Annotated in this window: 21 protein-coding genes; 6 read left to right on the forward strand and 15 right to left on the reverse strand. The window is 61.7% G+C overall.

Translation table 11 applies throughout. From position 1 onward, the window contains the following. Window positions 1–48: 48 nt before the first annotated feature. Both dacB and SCL_RS09945 read right to left on the reverse strand, forming a co-directional pair. A complete protein-coding gene (gene dacB, locus SCL_RS09940) occupies window positions 49–1,500 on the reverse strand; it encodes a D-alanyl-D-alanine carboxypeptidase/D-alanyl-D-alanine endopeptidase (protein WP_197702591.1) in 1,452 nt (483 codons plus the stop codon). Continuing rightward, on the reverse strand, window positions 1,497–2,399 hold the full coding sequence (locus SCL_RS09945; protein WP_096361074.1) for an alpha/beta hydrolase family protein: 903 nt from the start codon (window positions 2,397–2,399) through the stop codon (window positions 1,497–1,499). Before SCL_RS09945 ends, dacB begins: the two co-directional genes overlap by 4 nt. A gap of 116 nt (window positions 2,400–2,515) precedes the next feature. Here SCL_RS09945 and SCL_RS09950 point away from each other — a divergent pair, with 116 nt between their 5' ends. The 4 genes from SCL_RS09950 to SCL_RS14380 all read left to right on the forward strand — a co-directional run bounded on the left by SCL_RS09950 (window position 2,516) and on the right by SCL_RS14380 (window position 7,908). Continuing rightward, window positions 2,516–3,415, forward strand: a complete 900-nt coding sequence (locus SCL_RS09950; RefSeq protein WP_148665075.1) for a hypothetical protein — start codon at window positions 2,516–2,518, stop codon at window positions 3,413–3,415. Window positions 3,416–3,511: 96 nt separating this feature from the next. After that, a complete protein-coding gene (locus SCL_RS09955; protein ID WP_096361076.1) occupies window positions 3,512–5,527 on the forward strand; it encodes a UvrD-helicase domain-containing protein in 2,016 nt (671 codons plus the stop codon). Between the two features lie 266 nt (window positions 5,528–5,793). Then, a complete protein-coding gene (locus tag SCL_RS09960) occupies window positions 5,794–6,540 on the forward strand; it encodes a hypothetical protein (RefSeq protein ID WP_096361077.1) in 747 nt (248 codons plus the stop codon). Window positions 6,541–7,146: 606 nt separating this feature from the next. Beyond that, window positions 7,147–7,908: a VPLPA-CTERM sorting domain-containing protein gene (locus SCL_RS14380; protein ID WP_197702592.1), complete on the forward strand. Its 762-nt coding sequence runs from the start codon at window positions 7,147–7,149 to the stop codon at window positions 7,906–7,908. Window positions 7,909–8,266: 358 nt separating this feature from the next. On the opposite strand, the gene xerD is transcribed toward SCL_RS14380, so the two are convergent. The 6 genes from xerD to rpsP all read right to left on the reverse strand — a co-directional run bounded on the left by xerD (window position 8,267) and on the right by rpsP (window position 12,292). Continuing rightward, window positions 8,267–9,166: a site-specific tyrosine recombinase XerD gene (xerD, locus tag SCL_RS09965; protein WP_096361078.1), complete on the reverse strand. Its 900-nt coding sequence runs from the start codon at window positions 9,164–9,166 to the stop codon at window positions 8,267–8,269. Further along, a complete protein-coding gene (locus tag SCL_RS09970; protein WP_231969808.1) occupies window positions 9,150–9,689 on the reverse strand; it encodes a methylated-DNA--[protein]-cysteine S-methyltransferase in 540 nt (179 codons plus the stop codon). The genes xerD and SCL_RS09970 overlap by 17 nt, the downstream gene beginning before the upstream one ends. A gap of 722 nt (window positions 9,690–10,411) precedes the next feature. After that, window positions 10,412–10,759: a 50S ribosomal protein L19 gene (rplS, locus tag SCL_RS09975; RefSeq protein ID WP_096361079.1), complete on the reverse strand. Its 348-nt coding sequence runs from the start codon at window positions 10,757–10,759 to the stop codon at window positions 10,412–10,414. Beyond that, window positions 10,756–11,514: a tRNA (guanosine(37)-N1)-methyltransferase TrmD gene (gene trmD / locus SCL_RS09980; RefSeq protein ID WP_096361080.1), complete on the reverse strand. Its 759-nt coding sequence runs from the start codon at window positions 11,512–11,514 to the stop codon at window positions 10,756–10,758. Before trmD ends, rplS begins: the two co-directional genes overlap by 4 nt. Before the next feature lie 3 nt (window positions 11,515–11,517). Beyond that, on the reverse strand, window positions 11,518–12,033 hold the full coding sequence (rimM, locus tag SCL_RS09985) for a ribosome maturation factor RimM (protein ID WP_096361081.1): 516 nt from the start codon (window positions 12,031–12,033) through the stop codon (window positions 11,518–11,520). Between the two features lie 10 nt (window positions 12,034–12,043). Next, window positions 12,044–12,292 (reverse strand): 30S ribosomal protein S16, encoded by a 249-nt coding sequence (gene rpsP / locus SCL_RS09990; protein ID WP_096361082.1) that lies wholly within the window; start codon window positions 12,290–12,292, stop codon window positions 12,044–12,046. Window positions 12,293–12,581: 289 nt separating this feature from the next. Between rpsP and aceB the strand changes: the two genes are divergently transcribed. Then, a complete protein-coding gene (aceB, locus tag SCL_RS09995) occupies window positions 12,582–14,186 on the forward strand; it encodes a malate synthase A (RefSeq protein ID WP_096361933.1) in 1,605 nt (534 codons plus the stop codon). Window positions 14,187–14,295: 109 nt separating this feature from the next. Here the strand turns inward: aceB and SCL_RS10000 are convergent, their stop codons facing one another. Beyond that, on the reverse strand, window positions 14,296–15,168 hold the full coding sequence (locus SCL_RS10000; RefSeq protein ID WP_197702594.1) for an MlaA family lipoprotein: 873 nt from the start codon (window positions 15,166–15,168) through the stop codon (window positions 14,296–14,298). A gap of 50 nt (window positions 15,169–15,218) precedes the next feature. Next, on the reverse strand, window positions 15,219–15,689 hold the full coding sequence (locus tag SCL_RS10005; RefSeq protein ID WP_096361083.1) for a YbhB/YbcL family Raf kinase inhibitor-like protein: 471 nt from the start codon (window positions 15,687–15,689) through the stop codon (window positions 15,219–15,221). Window positions 15,690–15,892: 203 nt separating this feature from the next. On the opposite strand from SCL_RS10005, the gene SCL_RS10010 reads away from it, so the two are divergent. Then, window positions 15,893–18,568 carry a nitrate reductase gene (locus SCL_RS10010; RefSeq protein ID WP_096361084.1) on the forward strand — a complete coding sequence of 892 codons (2,676 nt, stop codon included), beginning with the start codon at window positions 15,893–15,895 and terminating at the stop codon, window positions 18,566–18,568. Window positions 18,569–18,647: 79 nt separating this feature from the next. Here the strand turns inward: SCL_RS10010 and SCL_RS10015 are convergent, their stop codons facing one another. From SCL_RS10015 to rbfA, 5 genes are all read right to left on the reverse strand, one after another. Further along, window positions 18,648–19,202, reverse strand: coding sequence for an REP-associated tyrosine transposase (locus tag SCL_RS10015; RefSeq protein ID WP_096361085.1), 555 nt, complete (start codon window positions 19,200–19,202; stop codon window positions 18,648–18,650). Window positions 19,203–19,302: 100 nt separating this feature from the next. After that, window positions 19,303–21,405, reverse strand: coding sequence for a polyribonucleotide nucleotidyltransferase (gene pnp, locus SCL_RS10020; RefSeq protein ID WP_096361086.1), 2,103 nt, complete (start codon window positions 21,403–21,405; stop codon window positions 19,303–19,305). Window positions 21,406–21,544: 139 nt separating this feature from the next. After that, a complete protein-coding gene (rpsO, locus tag SCL_RS10025; protein ID WP_096361087.1) occupies window positions 21,545–21,814 on the reverse strand; it encodes a 30S ribosomal protein S15 in 270 nt (89 codons plus the stop codon). 128 nt (window positions 21,815–21,942) lie between these two features. Next, on the reverse strand, window positions 21,943–22,818 hold the full coding sequence (gene truB, locus SCL_RS10030) for a tRNA pseudouridine(55) synthase TruB (RefSeq protein ID WP_197702769.1): 876 nt from the start codon (window positions 22,816–22,818) through the stop codon (window positions 21,943–21,945). 147 nt (window positions 22,819–22,965) lie between these two features. Then, the gene (rbfA, locus tag SCL_RS10035; protein ID WP_096361089.1) at window positions 22,966–23,337 is read right to left on the reverse strand and encodes a 30S ribosome-binding factor RbfA; all 372 of its coding nucleotides are present in this window, start codon (window positions 23,335–23,337) and stop codon (window positions 22,966–22,968) included. Window positions 23,338–23,408: the final 71 nt, after the last annotated feature.

The following is a 23,408-nucleotide window of genomic DNA, read 5'->3' on the forward strand; positions in this document are numbered from 1 at the left end:
CGGAAATCCAAGGATTGACCATATCATAACGGGTGTCCAGCCCGGAACTCAGGGCCGCTCGTAAACCCACTGGAGCAGCGCCTCCTGCACCGCCTCGCCGGCGGCGGAGTCGGCCCGGGCGTGATTATGCAGGCACACCACCGCCATGCGCCGGCCGGCGCGGTCCAGCACGTAGCCGGCCACGCTGCGCACGTCGCGCAACAGGCCGGTTTTGAGATGCATCTGTCCCTCCAGCGCGGCACCGTTGAAGCGCCGGCGCAGGGTCCCGTCCATGGCGGCAATGGGGAGCGAGGAAACGAATTCCGGCATATACGGGCTCTGCCAGCCGGCCAGCAGCACCTGGCCCAGATGGCGCGCGGAAATGGTTTCCTCGCGCGACAGCCCGGCGCCGTTTTCCAGCACCAGTTCCGGAAACGCGAGGTTCTTCTGCCGCAGCCACGCGCGCACGGCTTCGATGCCCTTGTCGGTGGTGCCGGGCGCGCCGGCCCGTTCCGCTCCCAGCGTAAGCAGCAACTGGCGCGTCATGACGTTGTTGCTGTATTTGTTGATGGAACGAATGATATCGGCCAGCGGCGGCGACCAGGCGGTGTGGAACAGCGTTGCCTCGGACGGAACCGCCGCCTCGCGCACACCGCCCGTGAAACGCCCGCCGAGCTCGGCCCACAGCGCGCGGAACAGGCCGAGAACGTACGGCGCGGGTTCGGACACCACGCGGAACAGTTCGTTGCTGCCGCAATCGGCATCGTAAGCGCCGCTGAAGATCACGCGCGTGCGGTCCTGCTCGTGGCGTACTTTCATGTCCAGCCGGCGCGTCCAGCCACGGCAAGCGCCATCGGCCAGTGTCACGCGATTCTCGATTTCGACGTTGGCCGGCAGCGGGTCGGCGACAATCTGCACGCGCTTGTCCGGCGGCTGCGGGATGAAACGGAAATTCACCGCCTGGAAATTCACCAGCAGGGCGTTCGGCAGCACGTTGTAGGCGCGCAGCGGCTGGTTGTCGAAATCGGCCGGATCGCCCGCCTCGCGCACAAACTGGCTCTGGTCGAGCACCAGGTCGCCTTCGATGGTTTCCAGCCCCGCGGCGCGCAGCGCGCGCAGCAAGCGCCAGAAATGCTCGATGACGAGATAGGGATCGCCGTAACCTTTTATATAGAGATCGCCGGCCAGGCGCCCGTCACGCACGGGTTGCGTGACATAGGCCTCGGTTTTCCAGCGCCAGGCCGGGCTCAGCGCTTCCAGCGCCGCCAGCGTGGTCAGCAGCTTCATGACCGAAGCCGGCTGGCGCGGCCGGTTGGCTTCCACGGACAGCACCGGTTCGTCCCGGCCGATTTCGTGCACGTACAAGCTCAGCCCGCGCGCCGGGAAACCGTGATTCCTGAGCGCCTGCGCCACGGGCTCGGGCAGCGGGTCCGGCCCCGCGCCGGCGGCGCAAACCGGCGCCAGCCAGCCAAGGCCCAGCACCAGCAGCAGCGCGTATTTCCACGGTGGCACGGGCTTCATGCGGCCTCCTTCCACCAGCGTGCGATCACCTCGCCCACCCGGGGATTGGCCAGGTAACCGTAGGACCGATGCACGTTCAGCCCTTGTTCGTTGCGGAAATAGTTGAAAATGCCCCCGTTCACGTCGGTGATGGACTGGATCAGGCCCAGCTTCAGCATGGCCTGGTAATCGTCACGCAGCGTCGGGTCCAGCGCCGTGAGATCGCCCTGCGCAGTCAGGTTGGCCCAGTGCCGGATAATGTGAGGATAGCGCTGGGTCCCCCTTTCGCGCGCGCCGCGCAGGCGTCTCTGGGTAAAGCGCATGCCCAGCGGGCTGCCGAGGGTCAGGAACAGGTCGACCTGGCCCGGATTTTTCTCGATGTGCGTCAGTTCCCACAGGGCATCGTAAGCGATCACGCTGCCCATGCTGTGCGCAATAATAAGGATGCGGTCGCCGTCCGCGAGCATCCGGCGCAGCGGCGCCTTGAGCAGCTCGCGCACCTGCTCGCCGATGCCGCCATCGTCACTGAAATAGCGCTGGGTTTCCCGGATCGTGTTCTTCACCGCCGGGTCCGGCAGCAGCGGGATGAGAAATTGAAACAGGTCCGCGGCCGTAACCATCAGCCAGGCGAACCGGCGGCGCCACGACAAGGCCTCGCGCACGTCTTCCCGCGTGGGGCCATCCTGCTTCAGCAGCGCGTCGATCCAGGGCAGGTCCTCGTCCAGCGGCTTGTAGCTCTGGTAATAAAGCGGATTCCACGGGATCAGCAGAAAGGCCCCGGGGTCGGCCTCGATTTCCGCGGCCACCGCGGGATCGGCGCGTTCGACACCCCGCTGCAGGCTGCGCAGCAGCTGGCGCCGGTGCTCTTCCGACGGTGGTTTGGGATTCTTGCCGGGAACGAAAATGATGCGATTGATCATGCTCAGAAACTATATGCGCTCGGGCGCCGGGGCGCCAAGGACGCCAATGAAATTCAGGATTTTAACCCGGGGATTCGTTAGACTTTCCGGATTCCTGGCGGCTTGGCGACTTGGCGGTGAAAAATAAATATCAAGTCCTCATCCTCGGCCACGGCGAAATGGGCCGGGCGATGGAATACCTGCTGCATGCGCGCCACACGCTCACGATCTGGGATCGCCATCCCGTGCCCAATGTACCGCCGGTGGCGCTTGAATCCGCCGCCGCACGGCAGGACATCGTCCTCTTCTGTCTGCCGGCCCAGCCCCATTTCGAGCTGGCCGGCCGGATACGGGCCGGCCTGCGCCCGGATAGCCTGTGTGTCAGTATCGCCAAGGGGCTCGACGACGAGGGCCGTACCGCCGTCCGGGCACTGACCCAGGCGCTGGGACCACAGGCCGCCATCGCCGTGCTGTACGGACCGATGATCTCGGAGGAAATCCGCGCCGGCCGCCCGGCCTTCGCGCAGGCGGGCACGGCACGGGCCGAGAGTTTCGCCCGGCTGCGCGGGCTGTTCGCCGGCACGCCGCTGTACCTCGAACACAGCACCGATATCGAGGGCATTTCCTGGGCGGCCGTGCTCAAGAACGTCTACGCCATCCTGTTCGGCGTGGCCGACGGGCTGGAACTGGGCGACAACATGCGCGGCTATCTCGCCACGGCAGCCATGCATGAGCTGGAGCGCATCGTCGCCGGCCTGGGCGGATCGGCGGGCGCGGCGCACCGGCTCGCCGGCCTCGGCGACCTGATTACCACCGCCACCAGCAAGGGCTCGCATCATCACGAACTGGGTCGCCTGCTGGCGCGCGGCGCAACCGGCGCGCTCGAAGGCGAAGGCGTGCACACGCTGAAGATGGTGCGCGCCCACCGGCTGTTCGATCCGCGCCCGCATCCCCTGTTCGATCTCGCCGGACGGCTGCTTGACCGGCCCGAAGCGGCGCGCGAGCTGATGAAAAACTTTCTGGAACAGCTGGCGTGAACAAAAATTTTTTCGGAAATTCATCTTTCAAACCGGCGTGAAATAAGGTTAGAATGCCCGTCCAGTTATGACATTTCCCAACATGATCCAGCGGAATTGCCCAAACTGAACCCGCAACAGAAAGCGGCGGCGCAGTACATCAATGGCCCCCTGCTGGTACTGGCAGGCGCGGGCAGCGGCAAGACCTCCGTCATCACCCGCAAGATCGCCTGGCTCATCCGCGACTACGGCATCCCGCCGCGCAATATCGTCGCCGTCACCTTCACCAACAAGGCCGCGCGCGAAATGAAAACCCGCGTCGCCGACCTGATGGACGGGCAGCACAGCAAGGAACTGCTGATCTCCACTTTTCACAGCTTCGGCCTGAAAATCCTGCGTGAGCACCTGGAGCAGATCGGCTACCGGCCGGGCTTCTCGCTGTACGACGGCGAGGACAGCCAGGCGCTGCTGAGCAAACTGCTGCGCGGGCAGTATGCCGGCAAGAACAACCCCGCCGAGGCCGTGCGTTACCAGATATCCATGTGGAAAAACAACCTGGTCTCGCCGGCCGAGGCACCGCTCGCGGCCGGCGGTGAGTCGATCCAGGACGTGGCGGCACGGGTCTACGGCGAATACGAGCGCCATCTCCAGGCCTACAACGCCATGGATCTCGACGATCTCATCCTCAAGCCGGTGCGCCTGTTCCAGAACCAGCCGGAAATCCTGGAGGAATGGCGCCGCCGCGTGCGCTACCTGCTGGTGGACGAATACCAGGACACCAACCTGTGCCAGTACGAGCTGGTCAAGCTGCTTGCCGGTCACCGCGGCATGCTGACCGTGGTGGGCGACGACGACCAGTCCATCTACACCTGGCGCGGCGCGCACCCCGAGAACCTGAAACAGCTGCAACAGGATTTCCCGCAGCTCAAAGTCGTCAAGCTCGAACAGAACTACCGTTCCAGCGGGCGCATCCTCAAGGCCGCCAACGCCCTGATCGCCAACAACCCGCATATCTTCGAAAAGTCGCTGTGGTGCGACCGCGATTACGGCGCGCCCCTGCGCGTGCTGCGTGCGCGCGGCGACGAGCACGAGGCCGAGCGCGTGGTCTCCGAGCTGCTGTACCACAAATTCAAGAACAACACGGATTTCCGGGATTACGCCGTCCTGTACCGCGAGAACAACCAGTCGCGCGTGCTCGAGCGCGTGCTGCGCGAGCGGCGCATACCGTACTTCCTGAGCGGCGGGACCTCGTTCTTCGACAAGACCGAAATCAAGGACGTCATGGCCTACCTGCGCCTGCTGTGCAACCCGGGCGACGACAACGCCTTCCTGCGCGTGATCAACACGCCGCGGCGCGAGATCGGCCCGGCCACGCTGGAGCTGCTGGCCGCGCACGCCGCCGAGATCGGCACCAGCCTGTTACAGGCGTCCATGGACCCCGGCATCGACACCAAGCTCACCGCGCGCCAGGAAACATCGCTGCGCGGCTTCACCCACTGGCTGATGGAAATGATCACCAAGTCGGAGGACGAGGAGCCGGCCAAGCTGGTGTGCGACATGCTGGCCGACCTGCATTACGAGGACTGGCTCAAGGACACCTGCAACGATCACAAGATCGCGCAACGCCGCATGGAAAACGTGCTGGAACTGGTGGGTTGGATCCAGCGCCTGGCGCGTCAGGAAGAGGACATGACGCTGAGCGACCTGGTGGCGCGCCTGACTCTCTCCGGCATCCTGGACAAGGGCGACCAGGAAAACCCCGGCGACCTGGTGTCGCTCATGACGGTGCACGCCGCCAAGGGGCTGGAGTTCCAGCATGTCTTCCTCGTCGGCATGGAGGAAGGCCTGCTGCCGCATCACCAGAACCAGTCGGACGCGGGCGTGGCGGAAGAGCGCCGCCTCGCCTACGTCGCCATGACGCGTGCGCGCCAGACGCTGACCTTCTCCTTCGCTGACCGGCGCAAGCGCGGCGGCGAGGTCATCATCTGTGAACCCAGCCGTTTCCTCAAGGAAATGCCGGCGGACGACCTCAAATGGGAAGAACCGGATCGGGAGCCCGACCCCCAGGCCATGCTCGGCCGCGCCGATGTCTATCTCGCCAACCTGCGGAACATGCTGGGTAATAACTCGTAGGTGATCCGGGCAGTCTCCGGCAACCAAGAAAAAACGAGAGTAGGGTGTGCTGAGCGTCAGCGAAGCGCACCGATAGAAGCCTAACGGTGCGCAACGCTGCGCTTTTGCGCACCCTACCTGTGAGTGTCTGTACCAACCCCTTCCCGGGACCCCGTCCCGGCGGGTAGAAAACCCCTGCTTTATCCGTTATCCTTGCCCCCATTAGAACTCAAGGATGGTTCAGTATCGTGAGATTGGGGCGGGATATTGAAGGGTTTTTTCCATCCATGACAAAAAAAATAAGCAAACGCAGGAAGGAAAGGGCCCGCCAGCGCGAGCTGGCACAGGACTTTTCCGGCGTGAGCCTGACGCCGGACGGCTTCCACACGTTCTACACCAAGTTCATCAACCTGCGCTTCCCGATGAAGATCGCGCATGTGCTGGAACTGCGCTACCTCATCAACCACGCCGTTGACCATTACAAAGAACCGTCGCCCACGCCGACGTATCGCCAGTTCCGCGACAGCCTGCAATCGGCGCTGGATTCCTTCGGCATCGACAACCAGCGCCACAGCGAGCGCATGCTCAGGATACTGAGCATGTTCCGCGACATCCATTACGCGCACTCGATTGCCTCGCGCGATGCCGAGCGGCAACTGCGCGAAGGCATGGAACGCAACCGCGAAGACTACGCCAAGGCTGTGCGCTACGGGCTGTTCTTCATTTTCGCCGGCGTCAGCTTCATCGTCATCTGGCTGGCCACGCCGAGCGCGCACCTGATCGTCAAACTGCTGCCGGCGCTATACTGCTGGTTCTCGCTGCGCTATTTCCACAAGCTGCCGGCGCTGGACAAGGAACATGACAAGCTGACGCAAGGCGTCAACGACGTGCTGCGCCGCCGCGTCAACTCCCTCAACTGGAAGACCCTGATCCACAAGCTCGCCCTCGTGCTCGGCTACAAGCGTGTAGCGGGAGTCGAGGTCTTTGATGTGGATATTGATCACGAGCAGATTAATCGGTCGGCTTATCATTAGGCCTCGTCTGCGCGAAAGCCCTCTTCGTCGTCATGCCCGCGTAGGCGGGCATCCAGGTCTTAAATGACCAAAAGCCGCCTCTGGCGGCTTTTTCTTTTTCGTCATTTCGGCGGAAGCCGGTATCCAGTTATTATTGAATCGCCTTCGGCGATGATGAACGGCTAAGGGCGTTTCCGCACCGCGGGCAGGCCCATTTCTTTTGGCCGAACAAAAGAAATGGGCGAAAGAAAAGGCCGCCCGGATGGCGCACTGATCCTCGCATTCGCGGCTTTGAGTTCCCGGCGCTGGTCCAACGCGCCATCCCTGTCGCGTGGGCCAGTCGCCAACCTCCTGTTGGCGACCCCTTCGGGGCGCACGCCCAAAGCCTTGCGGTGTCGGGTGCGCCATACGGGGACTGAAAACACCTTGCCCTGCAAGGTCGGTATAAATGTGCATACCCGCACGTGCTGTATATCACTATAAGGAATTGCTCATATACCAGAAAATTTTCCTTTCATATCATTCCCAATATACTGGACAGTGCAGCAGAATATTGCCGCATGATCCGTATACGCAACTGTTATGTGTGAATATCCACAATGAGTGCAAGCCACGAGGAGAAAAGAAATGACAATTCGATTCTTAAAAAGAATATGGGCTGGAGTATTGTTGCTGTTTATTTCAGGTGTCAGTCACGCTGCGCTTATTGCGCCCGCTGGCCTAAATACTGGTGACAAGTTTCATCTAATATTTGTAACATCCGGAACTACCGATGCCTATTCAGCGGATATTGCAACGTATAACGCATTTGTGCAGGCAACTGCTGATGCGGCAGGAATAGGAAGTGCTATCGGGCTCACTGATTGGCGCGTTTTAGGAAGCACACCGACCGTCAATGCCGCGGATAATTTAGCTTCAATATTCAATAATCAGACGAATGTTCCAATTTACAATATAGATCCGAGTCCAACGCTCGTTGATCCGTTAAATGGAATTTTTAACAATATTGTTGCTAATAGCCTAACGGACCTTTGGGTTAATGGTTCTACTAACAACATTCTATACGAAGAAGATGGCACTCCAAATTATGGAAATGTATGGACTGGTACAACACCAAGTGGGAATGCATATCCTAATCTTGCTCTTGGTTCATCAACGGGGTTTTCCAGTTACGCATTTCCTTACAATACAGAGTCGAATATTTATGCTGGTTATACCAACCAATTCATCCAATGGCACCTTTATGGCGTATCACAAGAACTTATAGTTCTTGAAAATGGAAACGTTGCGTTATCTGCTGTCCCCGTGCCCGCTGCAGTTTGGTTATTTGGCACAGGTTTATTGAGCCTAATCGGCATGGCAAGCCGCAAAAAATGCAGTAATTGTTAGCGGCTTCACCGAAGGAGGTAAAGAACCACATAACAATCGGTTCCAGGCGACCGGCTACGCCGGCGCATGAACCGGGGCGTTAGCTAAAACTTCCCCGTATGGCGCGCCCGAGCATCGCTAGCCTCGGGGCCAAGCGCCCGAAGGGCAGCGTGAGGGATCACCCTGATCGCTCGCCAGGACAGGGATGTCCTGTCGGGCGACCGCCATGACCGAGGCGCGAAGCACAGGAGAGCGCGCCATCCGGGCGGCCTTTTCTTTCGTCCATTTCTTTTGGCCGAACAAAAGAAATGGATCCCAGGGTGCAGGGGCGGGAGCCACCCGCGCTTTTTTATACAGTTATCGCCGCAGGCGATACACCCTATCCTCTCGGATGATGTTGCTCATGCAAGGTCTTCAATCTTGCCTGCGCAACATGCGTATAAATCTGCGTGGTAGATAAGTCAGCGTGACCGAGGAGCATCTGGACCACGCGCAGGTCGGCGCCGTGGTTGAGCAGGTGCGTGGCGAAGGCATGGCGCAGGGTGTGGGGTGACAGCTTTTTGACGTCGATGCCGGCCTGGCGGGTGTGGCCCTTGAGGTTATGCCAGAAGGCCTGGCGGGTCATGGGGCCGCCGCGGGCGGTGGTGAAGAGCGCGTCGGTCGAGCGGCTTTTGACGAGCTTGGACCGGCCTTCGGCCAGATAACGGCTGATCCACGAAATGGCCTCCTCGCCGAGCGGCACCAGCCGTTCCTTGTCGCCCTTGCCGATGACGCGCACGACGCCCTGCGTCAGGCTCACCTGCGACAGCGTCAGCCCCACCAGCTCCGACACGCGCAGGCCGGTGGCGTAAAGGGTTTCCAGCATGGCACGGTCGCGCAGGCCGAGAGGCTTCGCGACATCCGGCGATTCCAGCAGTTTTTCCACCTGCTCTTCGCTCAGCGATTTCGGCAGCGGCCGGCCGAGCTTGGGCGAGTCGATCAGCGCCGTGGGGTCGGTTTTGATTTTTCCCTCGCGCACCAGATAACCGTAAAACCGCCGCAGGCTGGAAAGCAGCCGCGCCGTGGTGCGCGGGCGCGCGCCCTTGCCGACACTGCCCGAGAGATAATCCAGCAGGTCCGCGCGCGAGGCCAAGATCAGTGGCGTGCCGCGCTTCGAAATCCAGCGCTCCAGCCCCTCCAGGTCGCGCCGGTAGGCTTCGAGCGTGTTGGCGCTCAGCCCTTCCTGCAACCACAGGGCGTCGCAAAAGCGCTCTATGAGTTCCTTATTCTTTGCGTTCATGCGCCAGCAGCCAGTGCTTCAAATCCAGCGGCGAGCCCGAACGCTTACCCATGAAACCGCCCATCGTCGCTCTCAGCTTCCTGCTTCCCGCGACACTTGTACGTCCCTGTACATCGCCGTAACCCGAAGCCACCACGCGGTGGCAAGGCACGATGATGGGAACGGGATTGGCGCGGCAGGCATTGCCCACGGCGCGCGCGGAGGTGTCGAGTTTTTTCGCCAGCACGCCGTAGCTGAGCGTCCTGCCCGCGGGAATCCGCCGCAACGCGCGCCATACGCGCTGCTGGAATGGCGTGCCGTCGAGCTTGAGCGGCAGGCGGAAGGTCATGCCGGGATTGCTGAAATAGATCTTCAGGGCACGAGAGACTTTGCGGGCTTGCGTGCTGCGTGGCGGCGACAGCGGCGTGTTTTTGTCCAGAAAGCTGATGTCAATGATCGCATCGCCTTCCAGCATGAAACCGACACGTCCAAAGGGGGCGGTAATCACCGCATCGAAATCCCTGATCCTTTTTCCGTGACGCATGGTTTCATTATCCATGGGAGGGATGTTTGGCGCTAGGGTAAGCTTTTGTCGAGCGGGCTTCGCCCGCGTTATTTGAATCTGGGATGCTCCGCCCCCGACCCAGGGTGACTTTCTTTGCTCGTGCAAAGAAAGTCACCAAAGAAACACGTGGCCCCGGAGCACGCGAAAGCTTCCTCCGTTCCTAGCCCCACCGGGCGCTCGCCAACTCGTCGGCCGCAAACAACGCGGCTCGACTCAAACAGGGGCTCGCTTAAAAGCCCCCGGTGGGGCTGCGGTACTCGGCACGCGCTACGGGGCCTAAAAAACCTACTCGTAGAAACTCCCAAGAATCCGGTGAGATGGGTAGCTCACCTCCCCGTATGGCGCGCCCGAGCATCGCAGCCGGCATCGGGGTATTCGCGCGCCCCGTGTTCGAGCCCAAGCCGCGTTGTTGGCGGCTGGCGAGTTGGGGCGCGCGCCGAGGCCGGCGAGAAGCGCAAGGGGGTATTCGCGCCATCCGGGCGCGCTTTCTTTTGGGTACTTTTCTTTGCGCGAGCAAAGAAAAGTACCTCGCCCGCGGTGCGGAAACCGCAATTAGGGTTTTGAGTCGCGCGCGGAGCGCGCGAACCATTCAAGACCTGGACCCCGGCTTTCGCCGGGGTGACAACAAAATAAAAAGCCGCCCTTTCGGGCGGCTTTTTTATTCAAACCCTGGATTCCCGCTTACGCGGGAATGACGGCAATTAAACCTTCTCCCGAACGCGGGCCGCCTTACCAGCCAGATCGCGCAGGTAATAAAGCTTGGCGCGGCGCACGTCGCCCCGGCGGCTTACCTCGATCTTGGCGATGGCCGAGCTGTACAGCGGGAACACGCGCTCCACGCCTTCTCCATAGGAGGTCTTGCGTACCGTGAACGAAGAGTTGTAACCGCTGTTGCGGCGCGCGACGACCATGCCTTCGAAGGCCTGGAGACGTTCGCGCTCGCCTTCCTGCACCTTCACGTGCACGGTAACGGTGTCACCCGGGGAGAATTCGGGGACTTTTTTGTCCGCCATCATTCGCGTTTCCAGTTCCTGCATGATCTTGCTCATTTTTCGACTCCTGACTCTTTGAGATATTCCCGCTGGAATTCTTCCAGCAGCTGTTTCTGCTCTTGGTTCAACGTCAATCTTTCCAGCAAATCCGGCCGGCGCAACCAGGTCCGTCCCAGCGAGCGCTTGAGGCGCCAGCGGCGGATCTTTTCATGATCGCCCGACAGCAATACTTCCGGCACTTTCCGCCCGGCGTACTCCTCCGGGCGCGTGTAATGCTCGCAATCCAGCAGGCCTTCCACGAAGGAATCCTGCTGCGCCGAATCCTCGTCGCCCAGCGCGCCGGGAAGCTGGCGCGTCACGGCGTCGATCAGCACCATCGCCGCCAGTTCACCACCGGAGAGGACGTAGTCGCCGATCGACCACTCCTCGTCCACTTCCGCCTGGAGCAGGCGCTCGTCGATGCCTTCGTAGCGCCCGGCGAGAAGTATCATCCCTTCCCGCTTCGACAGCTCCAGCACCGCGGCATGATCCAGCTGGCGGCCCTGGGGCGACAGGTACATCACCTTCACCGCTTTGCCCTGCTCGCCGCGAGCCGCGCGGATCGCGCGCTGCAGCGGCTCGATCATCATCACCATGCCCGGGCCGCCGCCATAAGGCCGGTCGTCCACGCTGCGGTGCTTGTCTTCCGTGTAATCGCGCGGGTTCCACACCCGCAGCGTCAGCAATCCGTTCTTGACCGCCCTTCCGGTGATGCCGTGGGCGCTGATGGCCTCGAACATCGGCGGAAACAGACTGATCACGTCAATGCGCATGGGTCAGAAGTCCGCGTCCCAATCCACCCGGATCACGCCCGCTTCCAGATCCACCTGGCGGATGACGCTGGCCGTCGCCGGCAGCCACCGCTCCTTTCCGTTACGTACCACCAGCACGTCGTTGGCGCCGGTCTCGACCAGGTGGTCCACCTTGCCGAGACTTTGCCCGGCGAGCGTGACGACTTCGAGCCCCACCAGCTGCGCCCAGTAATATTCGCCTTTCGACGGCGGCGGCAACTGCGAAAACTTTATCTCGATGTCCGCGCCGATCAACTGGCTCGCCTGATCGCGGTCATCCACGCCGGCGAGCTTCACCACCACACCCTTGCCTTGCGCGCGCCCGTCTTCGACAACCATCTCGCGCCAGCCTTCGGCGGTTTTCACGAGCCAGGGCGAGTAATCGATGATCGTTTCGCGCGGGCGGGCGTGGGAAAAAACCTTGACCCAGCCCTGCACCCCGAACAGGCCGGTGATCCGGCCGAAATGCACCAAGCCGTCAGGGCGTGACGGGTCGGTCATAACGAACGAATCAAGCGGCTTTGGCGGCCTGCTTCAGCAGATCAGCCACGCGCTCGGTCGGCTTGGCGCCTTTGCTCAGCCAGTACTGCACGCGCTCCATGTCCACCTTCAGCTTGATTTCTTTTGCGCTCGCGAGCGGATTGTAAAATCCGATGCGCTCGATGTTGTTGCCGTTCAGCGCACGACGCCGGTCAGCGACAATGATGCGGTAATAGGGCCGCTTGTTCGCGCCGCCACGTGCCAGACGTATGGTTACCATTCGATCTACCTCACTCCGTTAGAAAGCCCCGCCCGGCCGGACAGGGCCCGTACAAGCTTCGAGAAAGGGCGCGATTTTACCCTCGATACCGCGGGAAATGAAGGGGCACGGCCGAAAAACCCGCTGTTATTCAACAGTCTGAGCCGGATCAAGGTTTCCCGGGCGGGGGTTTTGCCATTATCCCCGGAAACCGGGCCTGAACGCGTCTGCGCGTCAAAAAAGGCTTGCAAACCAGCCGTGGCGGGCAGATAACTTAATGACCAACCCGTTTCCGACCGAGGGGGGCAACATGAACAAACCCTTAGCGATGCCCGCGGGCATGGTCCTCCGGGCCGAGGCGCCCGAGGAATATGCCGGTATCCTGACCCCGGAAGCGCTCGATTTCGTTGCGGACCTGGCGCGGCGTTTCGGGCCCGGGCGGGAACAACTGCTGGCGCGGCGAGCGGAGCGTCAGGCGCAGCTGGACCGCGGCATCAAACCGGAGTTCCCGTTCGAGACCCGCGCGGTGCGCGAGGCCGACTGGACCGTGGCGCCGGTGCCGGCGGAGATACAGGACCGCCGCGTCGAGATCACCGGGCCGGTGGAACGCAAGATGATCATCAACGCGCTCAATTCCGGGGCCAATGTCTTCCTCGCCGATCTCGAAGACTCGCTCGCGCCCACCTGGGACAACGTCATCCGGGGGCAAGTGAACCTGCGCGACGCCGTGCGGCGCTCGATCAGTTACGACAGCCCGGAAGGCAAGCATTACACGCTGAACACCAAAACGGCGATCCTGTTCGTGCGCCCGCGCGGCTGGCACCTGACCGAAAAGCATGTGCTGGTGGATGGCAAGCCGGTGTCGGCCAGCCTGTTCGATTTTGGCTTGTATTTCTTTCACAACGCCAGGGCGCTGCTCGAACGCGGCACCGCGCCCTACTTCTACCTGCCCAAGCTGGAAAGCTATCTCGAAGCCCGGTTATGGAACGAGGTGTTCCTGTGGGCGCAGGAGCGCCTGGGCATTCCGCGCGGCACCATCAAGGCCACGGTGCTGATCGAAACCATCCTCGCGGCTTTCGACATGGACGAAATCCTGTACGAACTGCGCGAACATTCGGCCGGCCTCAATTGCGGCCGCTGGGATTATCTTTTCAGCACCATCAAGAAGTTCCACAACGACCCGGATTTCATCCTCGCCGACCGCGGGCAGGTCAGCATGACGGCGCCGTTCATGCTGGCGTATTCGCTGCTGCTGATACAAACCTGCCACCGGCGCAACGCCCACGCCATGGGCGGGATGGCGGCGCAGATTCCGATCAAGTCCAACCCGGCGGCGAACGAGGCCGCGCTGGCCAAGGTGCGCGCCGACAAGGAGCGCGAGGCCAAGGACGGACATGACGGCACCTGGGTGGCGCATCCGGGGCTGGTACCGCTGGCGAAAGACGTCTTCGACCGGCTCATGCCCACGCCGAACCAGATTCATCGCAAGCGCCACGACGTGCTGGTGCCCGCTTCCGACCTGCTCGCCTTCGCCCCGAAGGCACCGATCACGGAGGCCGGGCTGCGCCTCAACATCGAGGTCGGCATCGAATACCTGGGCGCGTGGCTGGCCGGCACCGGCTGCGTGCAGATTCACAACCTCATGGAAGACGCCGCCACTGCGGAGATTTCGTGCTCGCAGGTGTGGCACTGGATACGCAGCAAGAAAGGCGTGCTCAGCGATGGGCGCAAGGTCACGCTGGAACTGGCGCAAAAGATGATTCCGGAAGAACTCCAGCGCATCCATATGTCGCTCGGCGAGAAGATTTATGCCGCTGGCAAATACGAACTCGCGGCGCAGTTGTTCGACAAGTTCATCGGCACCGAGCCGATGCCGGAGTTCCTGACGTTGCTCGGCTACGACTATCTCGACTGATAAAGATTTCTAAAAAATAAATAGACAGGATTAACAGGATTTACAGGATTAAAAATCTTGTAAACAAAAATCCTGTTAGTCCTGTGAATCCTGTCCAATTTTTCATTTTTTAAGGTGTAGTGCTCGACGTACCCGGTTGAGCTGGCGATTTCGGCGCCGGTTCGTCATCCTCGAACAGCCCCGGCGGCGGGGCGGCCTGCGGCGGATTGCCGTCGTAGATCTGGTTGACCCGGCGCTGGCGGTAGGCCTCACGCACGAAAATATACGGGTCCTGCCCGGCCGCCTGGTCGAGAATATCGCCGGCTTCGAGATACTGCGCGCGCTTGTCCACCACCTCCACCACCAGCATCTTGTCGCGCGTGCTGGTTTCTTCCATGTGATTCGGCGGATAGGTTTCCCAATCCACTGGCAGCGCCGCGCCGTCGCGCACGGTGCTTGGCCCGAGGAACGGCAGCACCAGATACGGCCCCTCGCCCACGCCCCACTTGCCCAGGGTCTGGCCGAAGTCCTCGTTGTGCTTCTCCATGCCCATTTTGCTCGCGACGTCGAACAGCCCGGCGATACCGATGGTGGAATTCACCAGGAAACGGCCCAGATCGGAGCCGGCCTGCTTCGGTTTGCCCTGCAATAGGTTGTTCAGCATGACCCCCGGGTCGTGCAGGTTACTGAAGAAATTCGAGATGCCTCTTCGCACCGGCTTGGGTGTGATCGCGCGGTAACCCTTGGCGACCGGTTTGAGCAGGTAGCGGTCAAACTTGTCGTTGAACGTGTACATAGCGCGGTTGAAACCTTCCAGCGGGTCGCGCGCGTTGTCCTGTTCCGCCTCGGTCTGCGCCGGCGGCGTTTCCTCGCCGGGACCTTGTTGCGTCGTGGCGCAGGCACTGACGCCGAGGAGACAGAGGCCAGCCAGCAGCAAACGGAATTGGCGGAGAAACAGGCGATGGATGCCGCTGGTTATTTTTTCAGACGGGAGATGGCGCACGCCGCTAGGCTAATGGAATTCCGGGATTTCTGCAAAGTCCGTGAGCGGCGCTAACGCTCATACGTTCCCACGATCTCGGCCTGCGAAAGGATATGCCCTTTCATGGCGCCCTCGAGCCTGGCCTTGGTCGGGTGCTTCAGATCTGGCAACACTGTATCCAGCGCATAAAGTTTGTGGAAATAACGATGGCGGCCGATGGGTGGACAGGGTCCGCCATAACCCGTGCGCTTCCAGTCGTTGACGCCCCCCAACGTTCCCTGCGGCAGATTCTTCGATGCGACATGCTCCGGCAAACCGGTGGCTGTCGGTGGAATGTTGTAGAGCAACCAATGCACCCAGGTCATTTTGGGCGCCTTGGGGTCGGGCGCGTCGGGATCATCCACGATGAGAACAAGGCTTTTGGCAGCGGACGGCACGCCGGACCAGGCCAGCGGTGGTGAAACGTCGTCGCCATCGCAGGTGTAGCGCGACGGAATCTCCTCCTGGTCGCGGAACGCTGTGGAAGTCAGGATCAGGGACATGGCACGCCTCCTTGGTCGCCGGCGGAAAGTACCGTTGTAATCCCTCGTTGCGCGCTGCACAAGACTGGTGCGCGCCCTATTCCAACTGTGCCTTGTTGGTGCCCCATTTTTGGTATCGCGAGCTTATCTGGCTGTTTTTACAGCGCTTTGTCGGTGGCACATGGATTGCTGAATACGCCGGGATATTAAATGAAAAACCGGTAATGAATCGACCGATCAGAACCACCTGTCCCTATTGCGGTGTCGGGTGCGGCGTGCTCGCGGCCGTCGCCGCCGACGGCACGACGGAAATCCGCGGCGATTCCGAACATCCCGCGAATTTCGGGCGGCTGTGCTCCAAGGGCGCCGCGCTCGGCGAAACCCTGGGCCATTCCGAGCGCCTGCTGCATCCCGAAGTCCGGGGTAAAGCTTGCGACTGGAACACGGCGCTGGATGCCGTGGCGAATGGTTTCGCCCGCGCGATCCGCGAGCACGGCCCCGACAGCGTGGCGTTTTATGTCTCCGGCCAGTTGCTGACGGAGGATTATTACGTCGCCAACAAGCTCATGAAGGGCTTCATCGGTTCGGCCAACATCGACACCAATTCGCGCCTGTGCATGTCTTCCAGCGTCGCCGGCCACCAGCGCGCCTTCGGCAGCGACACGGTGCCCGGCAATTACCAGGACCTGGAACTGGCGACCCTGATCGTCCTGATCGGCTCCAACACCGCCTGGTGCCATCCCGTCATTTACCAGCGCATCCGCGCGGCCAAGGAAAAAAATCCCGATCTCAAGATCGTCGTCATCGATCCACGCCAGACTGCCACCAGCGAGATCGCCGATCTGCATTTGCCGGTAAAACCGGGAAGCGATGCCCTGCTGTTCAACGGCCTGCTGGCGTATCTGCACGATCGCGGTGACAGCAACACGCATTTTGTCGATGCATTTACCGAAGGCATGCAGCCGGCGCTGGATGCCGCCCATGCCTGTGCGCCCTCCACGGCCGCCGTCGCCAGCGGCTGCGGCCTGCGGGAACAGGACGTGACGCGGTTTTACCTGTGGTTTTCCGTCAACGAAAAAACCGTCAGCGTATATTCCCAGGGCATCAACCAAACCTCCAGCGGCACCGACAAGGTCAACGCCATCATCAACTGTCATCTGCTCACGGGGCGCATCGGGCGTCCGGGCATGGGGCCGTTCTCGGTCACGGGCCAGCCCAACGCCATGGGCGGGCGCGAAGTCGGCGGGCTCGCGAACCAGTTGGCGGCGCACATGAATTTCGACGCGGGGAATGTAGACCGCGTGCGCCGCTTCTGGAACAGCTCGAATGTCGCGCAGAGGCCCGGCTTGAAGGCCGTGGACCTGTTCCGCGCCGTGGGCGAAGGCAAAATCAAGGCGCTGTGGATCATGGCCACCAATCCCGCCGTGAGCCTGCCGGACGCCGACCGCGTGCGGGAGGCGCTGGCGCAATGCGAGTTCGTGGTCGTTTCCGACTGCGTGCGCGCCACCGACACCACGGCCTATGCGCATGTGCTGCTGCCGGCCAGCGCTTGGGGCGAGAAAAACGGCACCGTCACCAATTCCGAACGCCGCATTTCGCGCCAGCGCGCGTTCCTGGAACCGGCGGGCGAGGCGCGGCCGGATTGGTGGATCGTCAGTGAAGTCGCGCGGCGCATGGGTTATGCCCAGGCGTTCGACTACCACTCCCCCGCCGATATTTTCCGCGAGCATGCCGCACTTTCCGGATTTGAAAATGACGGCAAGCGCGATTTCGATCTCGGCGCGCTCGCGACACTCGCTGACGCGGAATACGAGGGATTCTCGCCGATCCAGTGGCCGGTGCCGCGGGACCGCCCGCAGGGCACGCCTCGGATGTTCGCCGATGGCCGGTTTTACACCGAAAACCACAAGGCTCGCTTCGTGGCGGTGACACCGCGCGGTCCGTTCAATGAAAAAGACGACGAATATCCGCTGGCGCTCAACACCGGGCGGGTGCGCGATCACTGGCACACGCTCACGCGCACCGGCCTGTCGCCACGGTTGTCGGGACATATCGTGGAGCCCTTCGCCGAGATTCACCCGCAGGATGCGCGGCAACACGGCATCAAGGACGGCACGCTGGTATCGCTGGCCACACGCTGGGGCGAGATGCTGGCGCGCGCCCGTGTGACCGAGACGCAAAGGCCCGGCAGCGTGTTCGCGCCGATCCACTGGAATGATCAATACGCGCGGCGGGCACGCGCCGATGCGCTGGTGAATCCGGCCACCGATCCGGTGTCGGGCCAGCCGGAATTCAAGCACACGCCGGTGAACGTCACGCCGTATCAAGCCGCCTGGCATGCCTTCCTGCTGTCACACCGGCGGCTCGACGTCGCCGATGCCTCCTATTGCGCGCGCGCCACCGGCCAGGGTTTCTGGCGCTACGAACTCGCGGGCGAAACGCCGTCCTGGGACTGGCCACGCTGGGCGCGGGCGCTGTTGTGCGCCCCGCTCGAAAACGGCGTACGCACGGAATGGATCGATTATCTCGACAGCGGCGCCGGCCAGTACCGCGGCGCGCGCCTGCTCGGCGGGCGTCTGGAAAGCTGCCTGTTCGTCGCGCGCACCCCCGAACTCCCGGCACGCGACTGGCTGGCCTCGCTGTTCAGCCGCGATGCCCTCACGCGCGAGGAACGCATGCACCTGCTCGCCGGCACCCTGCCGTCACAGGCCGCGGGCGCGAGCGGCGGCATCGTCTGCGCCTGTTTCAGCGTGGGAAAGAATTCGATCATCGACGCCATACGCGAAAAGCGTCTCGGCACAGCGGAGGAAGTGGGTCAGTGCCTCAAGGCCGGCACCAATTGCGGTTCCTGCATTCCGGAGATTAAGGCTTTGCTGCGGCAGGCGCAGTCGGCGGCGTAATAATATCAATCGCATGGCGCGTGGTACGCGCCCTACGTTAGCCAAGCGAGATGTAGGGCGCGTACCACGCGCCGAATTATTATTCTGACTCGCCAAAATTTCCCTCGTCGATTATCGACGCATCAATCCCCCAATCAGGCGGATATACACTAGACGCCACGTGCCGGTGGAATGTCGAATAAGGCCAGTCTCCCGCACGTTTGATATAGCCGTGTTTGACCGGATTCCAGTGAATGTAATCGACATGACATCGATAATCGTTCTCGTCCCGGATCAGATGTTCCCAATAACGATGCTGCCAGAGCGTCCCTTGCTTGCGTTGGGTACGCCACGCTGTCATGAGATCAGGGCGATTTAAGCGAGTGCTACAGCGCTGCGTGACAATGCGCTTGATGACTTGCCATCGCGTCGAGAAATCATGATCACCAGACGGCAATGTCCAGATGCAATGCAGATGATCTGGCAACAGTGCCCAAGCCTCAATAGTGAAAGGGTGGGATTGCCTGACCGATGCAATGCCTTCGCGCAATGCCGTCCGGATATCGTCATCCAGCAGAATGGCCTGACGACTAAGGGTGTTGACGGTAAAGAAATATGTCCCGCCGCTGACATTGGCTCGCCGGTAATTCGGCATGCGGGAATTATATTCAGCTGGCGCGTGATACGCGCCCTACATATACAGGCATAAAAAAGGGAGCCGAAGCTCCCTTTTTTATTGCTTAAGAGTGAAACGCTCAGGAGACCTGTTCTTCCTGCAAGGCCTTGATGGACAGGCGGATGCGGCCCTGCTTGTCCACTTCCAGCACCTTGACCCGGACGACCTCGCCTTCCTTCAGCTTGTCGCCCACGTTCTCGACGCGCTCGCGCGAGATCTGCGAGATGTGCACCAGGCCGTCCTTGCCGGGCAGGATGGTGACGAAGGCGCCGAAATCCATGAGCTTGGCGACCTTGCCCTCGTAGACCATGCCGACTTCGACGTCGGCGGTGAGCTGCCTGACGCGGCGCACGGCTTCCTGCGCGGCGACGTTGTCGGCCGAGGCGATCTTGACCGTGCCGTCGTCCTCGATGTCGATGGTGCAGCCGGTTTCCTCGGTGAGCGCGCGGATGGTGGCGCCGCCCTTGCCGATGACGTCGCGGATGCGCTCCGGGTTGATCTTGATGGCGATGATGCGCGGGGCGTACTCGGAGAGTTCGGCGCGCGGCGCGGAAATCGCCTTGCTCATCTCGCCCAGGATATGCAGCCGGCCTTCCTTCGCCTGCTTGAGCGCGACTTCCATGATCTCCTTGTTGATGCCCTCGATCTTGATGTCCATCTGCAGCGCGGTCACGCCGTTGGTGGTGCCGGCGACCTTGAAGTCCATGTCGCCGAGATGGTCCTCGTCACCGATGATGTCGGTGAGCACGGCGAAACGCTTTTCTTCCTTGATCAGGCCCATGGCGACGCCCGCGACCGGGGACTTGATGGGCACGCCGGCGTCCATCATGGACAGCGAGGCGCCACAAACGGTGGCCATGGAGCTGGAGCCGTTGGATTCGGTGATCTCGGACACCACGCGCAGGACGTACGGATAGGTTTCCATGTCCGGCAGCACGGCCACGACGGCGCGCTTGGCCAGACGCCCGTGACCGACCTCGCGGCGCTTGGGGCTGCCGACGCGGCCGACTTCACCCACCGAGTACGGGGGGAAGTTGTAATGCAGCATGAACGGGTCTTTGCGCTCGCCTTCCAGGGCGTCGATGATCTGCGCGTCGCGCCCGGTGCCGAGCGTGGTGACGACCAGCGCCTGGGTCTCGCCGCGCGTGAACAGCGCGGAACCGTGGGTGCGCGGCAACACGCCGGTGCGGATGGTGATGGGGCGCACGGTGCGGGTGTCGCGGCCGTCGATGCGCGCGGCACCGGAAAGAATCTTGTCGCGCACGGTGCGGTATTCGATGTCACCGATAATTTTCTGGACCTTTTCCTTGGTGCCGGCGGGTGCGCCTTCGGCCGCGTGCTTGCCGATCGCCATCTCGCGGATCTCGGCGATGCGATCCTGGCGCGCGGTCTTCTCCTTGATGCCATAGCCCTCGGCGATGAGCGGGCCGAATTCAGCCTGCAGGGTGTTCTTGAGCGCGCTGTCCTCGACCGGCGGCTGCCAAGCCCAGGGTTGCACGCCGGCGTCTTTGACTAATTCATTGATCGCCTTGATCGCGGCCTGCATCTGTTCGTGACCAAACATGACGGCGCCGAGCATGACTTCTTCCGACAACTGCTGCGCCTCGGATTCGACCATCAGCACCGCTTTCTCGGTGCCAGCGACCACGAGGTTGAGCTGGGAATCCACCAGTTCCTTGTTGCCCGGGTTGAGCAGGTACTGGCCGCCCTGGTAGCCGACGCGCGCGGCGCCGATGGGGCCGTTGAACGGCGCGCCCGAAAGCTTGAGCGCCGCGGAGGCGCCGAGCATGGCGACGATATCGGCATCGATATCCGGGTCCACCGAGATAACGGTGGCGATGATCTGGACTTCGTTGGTGAAACCTTCGGGAAACAGCGGACGGATGGGACGGTCGATGAGGCGCGAGGTGAGGATTTCCTTTTCCGAGGGACGGCCTTCACGCTTGAAGAATCCGCCCGGGATGCGGCCGGCGGCGAAGGTTTTTTCCTGATAATCCACGGTCATGGGGAAAAAATCCTTGCCGGGCATCGGTTCCTTCATGGTCACCGCGGTGGCCAGCACCACGGTATCGCCCATGCTGGCGACGCAGGCGCCGCTGGCCTGGCGCGCGATCTCGCCGGTTTCCAGGGTGACGGTGTGTTTGCCGTACTGAAAAGATTTCGTGATTTTTGCCAAGGCCATGTCCTCGAATTACTTCCTTAAAGAGATTGAGTTGCCACAGAGATCACAGAGGTCACAGAGTTAAAAACTGTTTTCTTTTTCTATCTCGGTGTTCTCTGTGATCTCTGTGGCTAAAGTATTTGATTTTCAAACAACAGGCTTACTTGCGCAGGCCGAGCCGCTCGATGAGCGCGCGGTAACGGTCGCTGTCGGAGTTCTTCAGGTATTCGAGCAGCTGGCGGCGCTTGTTCACCATCTTCAGCAGACCGATGCGCGAATGATGATCCTTCGGATGGGTCTGAAAATGGCTGGATAATTCTTCGATTTGGGTGGACAGCAGGGCAACCTGGACCTCGGGCGAGCCCGTGTCTCCTTCGTGAGTCTGGTATTCCTGCATGACCTTGGCCTTGGTCTCGCGGGGGACGGTCATCAATATTTACCTCAATTTTCTGTCAGTTACGCTTTGGAGGGCGCGTATTCTACCTGCGGGGGGACCCCGCCTCAACCGCCAATATCGGGTCCGAACGCGCCGTACGGACCGCCTGTTTCATGCCTGTTTCAGGGATTTTCACCCAGTGCCAGCAGGCGCCGCGGCGCCACCCGCCCGTCGTCCTGCACTTCCCCCATGCCGAGAAAGCGCGTGTCGCCCTCGTACAGCCGTACCCAGCCGGGTTTGAAGCCATGCTGGGTCGACACCGATTGCCCCTGTTTCAGGTAATGGGCCGCGAGCGGCGTCAGGTGCACGTCCGGCAGCTCGTGCAGCACGCTGTCCACCGGCTGCAACAGCCGGGCGCGCTCCACCGGGGTCTCCAGGGCCTGCAAACGCTCGAGCGGCACGGCATTTTCGATGCCGACGTGGCCGATGCCGGTGCGGCGCAACTGCACCACATGCGCCCCGCAGCCCAGGATCTCGCCCAGGTCGTGCGCCAAGCTGCGCACATAGGTGCCCTTGGAGCAGGCAATCTCCAGTGTCAGCAGGTCGTTTTCGAGGCTTAACAGCTTGATTTCATGGATGGTGATGCGGCGCGGCTCGCGCTCGATCTCCACCCCGGCGCGGGCCAGCTTGTAGAGCGCCTCACCCTGGTGCTTGATGGCGGAATACATCGGCGGCACCTGTTCGATCTCGCCGCGAAAACGCTCCAGCGCGCGCTCGATGTCGCGCCGACCGGCGCCGACCGGGCGCGTGGCCGTGACCTCGCCCTCGCTGTCGTAGGTGGTGGTGCTCTGCCCGAGCCGGAAAACCGTCCAGTAACGCTTGTCGGCGTTGAGCAGGAACTGGGTCAGCTTGGTGGCCTCGCCGAAGAACAGCGGCAACAGCCCGGTGGCGATGGGGTCGAGGCTGCCCGAATGCCCGCCCTTGCAGGCGTTGAGCAGGTGCTTGACCGTCTGCAGCGCCTGGTTCGAGGTCAGGCCCACCGGCTTGTCGAGCAACATCACTCCGCTCAGGGGATCACAATGGCGACGCTGCCGCTTCACTGCTTCGGTATCCTCGTTTCAAAAAAATTCACAGGATTAACAGGATTGTTCAGGATTTACAGGATTAAGGATTTCAAAAATCCTGTAAATCCTGAACAATCCTGTTTATTTGCTTTTAGTTTTACTGTCTTCAGTAATCGCCTGTTCGATCAGGCTGTCGATGCGCGCGCCGCGTTCCACCGATTCGTCGAAATAAAACCGCAGTGCCGGCACGCTGCGCAACGACACCCGTTCCATCAGGGCATGCCGCAGGAATCCGGCGGCGCGGTTGAGCGACTTGGTCGTCTGCTTCGCCTCCGCCGCGCCACTCAGCAGCGAATAATAGATACGGGCGGAAGACATGTCGCGCGACACCTCCGCCCCCGTGATCGTGATCTGGTGTGCGTGCGGGTCGTCGAGCTCGCGCGGGATGAGCATGGCGAGTTCACGCCGGATGAGTTCAGCGACGCGCCGCGGGCGATTGGATTCTGTTTTCATAAAGAATATGGAACCGCAGATGAACGCGGGAAATTACAGATAAGCAGAAAATTTATCCGCGTTACAGGAAA

The organism is Sulfuricaulis limicola (genome assembly GCF_002355735.1).
Taxonomy (GTDB): Bacteria; Pseudomonadota; Gammaproteobacteria; order Acidiferrobacterales; family Sulfurifustaceae; genus Sulfuricaulis; species Sulfuricaulis limicola.

What these genes read in the sequence shown, in the direction of transcription:
- SCL_RS09960 (WP_096361077.1), top strand. Translation starts at nt 5,794, where the DNA reads ATGACAAAAAAAATAAGCAAACGCAGGAAGGAAAGGGCCCGCCAGCGC.
- pnp (WP_096361086.1), bottom strand. Translation starts at nt 21,405, where the DNA reads ATGGCCTTGGCAAAAATCACGAAATCTTTTCAGTACGGCAAACACACC.
- SCL_RS09970 (WP_231969808.1), bottom strand. Translation starts at nt 9,689, where the DNA reads ATGCGTCACGGAAAAAGGATCAGGGATTTCGATGCGGTGATTACCGCC.
- dacB (WP_197702591.1), bottom strand. Translation starts at nt 1,500, where the DNA reads ATGAAGCCCGTGCCACCGTGGAAATACGCGCTGCTGCTGGTGCTGGGC.
- SCL_RS10015 (WP_096361085.1), bottom strand. Translation starts at nt 19,202, where the DNA reads ATGCCGAATTACCGGCGAGCCAATGTCAGCGGCGGGACATATTTCTTT.
- aceB (WP_096361933.1), top strand. Translation starts at nt 12,582, where the DNA reads ATGAACAAACCCTTAGCGATGCCCGCGGGCATGGTCCTCCGGGCCGAG.
- rbfA (WP_096361089.1), bottom strand. Translation starts at nt 23,337, where the DNA reads ATGAAAACAGAATCCAATCGCCCGCGGCGCGTCGCTGAACTCATCCGG.
- SCL_RS09945 (WP_096361074.1), bottom strand. Translation starts at nt 2,399, where the DNA reads ATGATCAATCGCATCATTTTCGTTCCCGGCAAGAATCCCAAACCACCG.
- rplS (WP_096361079.1), bottom strand. Translation starts at nt 10,759, where the DNA reads ATGAGCAAGATCATGCAGGAACTGGAAACGCGAATGATGGCGGACAAA.
- trmD (WP_096361080.1), bottom strand. Translation starts at nt 11,514, where the DNA reads ATGCGCATTGACGTGATCAGTCTGTTTCCGCCGATGTTCGAGGCCATC.
- SCL_RS14380 (WP_197702592.1), top strand. Translation starts at nt 7,147, where the DNA reads ATGACAATTCGATTCTTAAAAAGAATATGGGCTGGAGTATTGTTGCTG.
- rimM (WP_096361081.1), bottom strand. Translation starts at nt 12,033, where the DNA reads ATGACCGACCCGTCACGCCCTGACGGCTTGGTGCATTTCGGCCGGATC.
- rpsO (WP_096361087.1), bottom strand. Translation starts at nt 21,814, where the DNA reads ATGACCGTCCCCCGCGAGACCAAGGCCAAGGTCATGCAGGAATACCAG.
- truB (WP_197702769.1), bottom strand. Translation starts at nt 22,818, where the DNA reads ATGTTGCTCGACAAGCCGGTGGGCCTGACCTCGAACCAGGCGCTGCAG.
- rpsP (WP_096361082.1), bottom strand. Translation starts at nt 12,292, where the DNA reads ATGGTAACCATACGTCTGGCACGTGGCGGCGCGAACAAGCGGCCCTAT.
- SCL_RS10005 (WP_096361083.1), bottom strand. Translation starts at nt 15,689, where the DNA reads ATGTCCCTGATCCTGACTTCCACAGCGTTCCGCGACCAGGAGGAGATT.
- SCL_RS10010 (WP_096361084.1), top strand. Translation starts at nt 15,893, where the DNA reads ATGAATCGACCGATCAGAACCACCTGTCCCTATTGCGGTGTCGGGTGC.
- xerD (WP_096361078.1), bottom strand. Translation starts at nt 9,166, where the DNA reads ATGAACGCAAAGAATAAGGAACTCATAGAGCGCTTTTGCGACGCCCTG.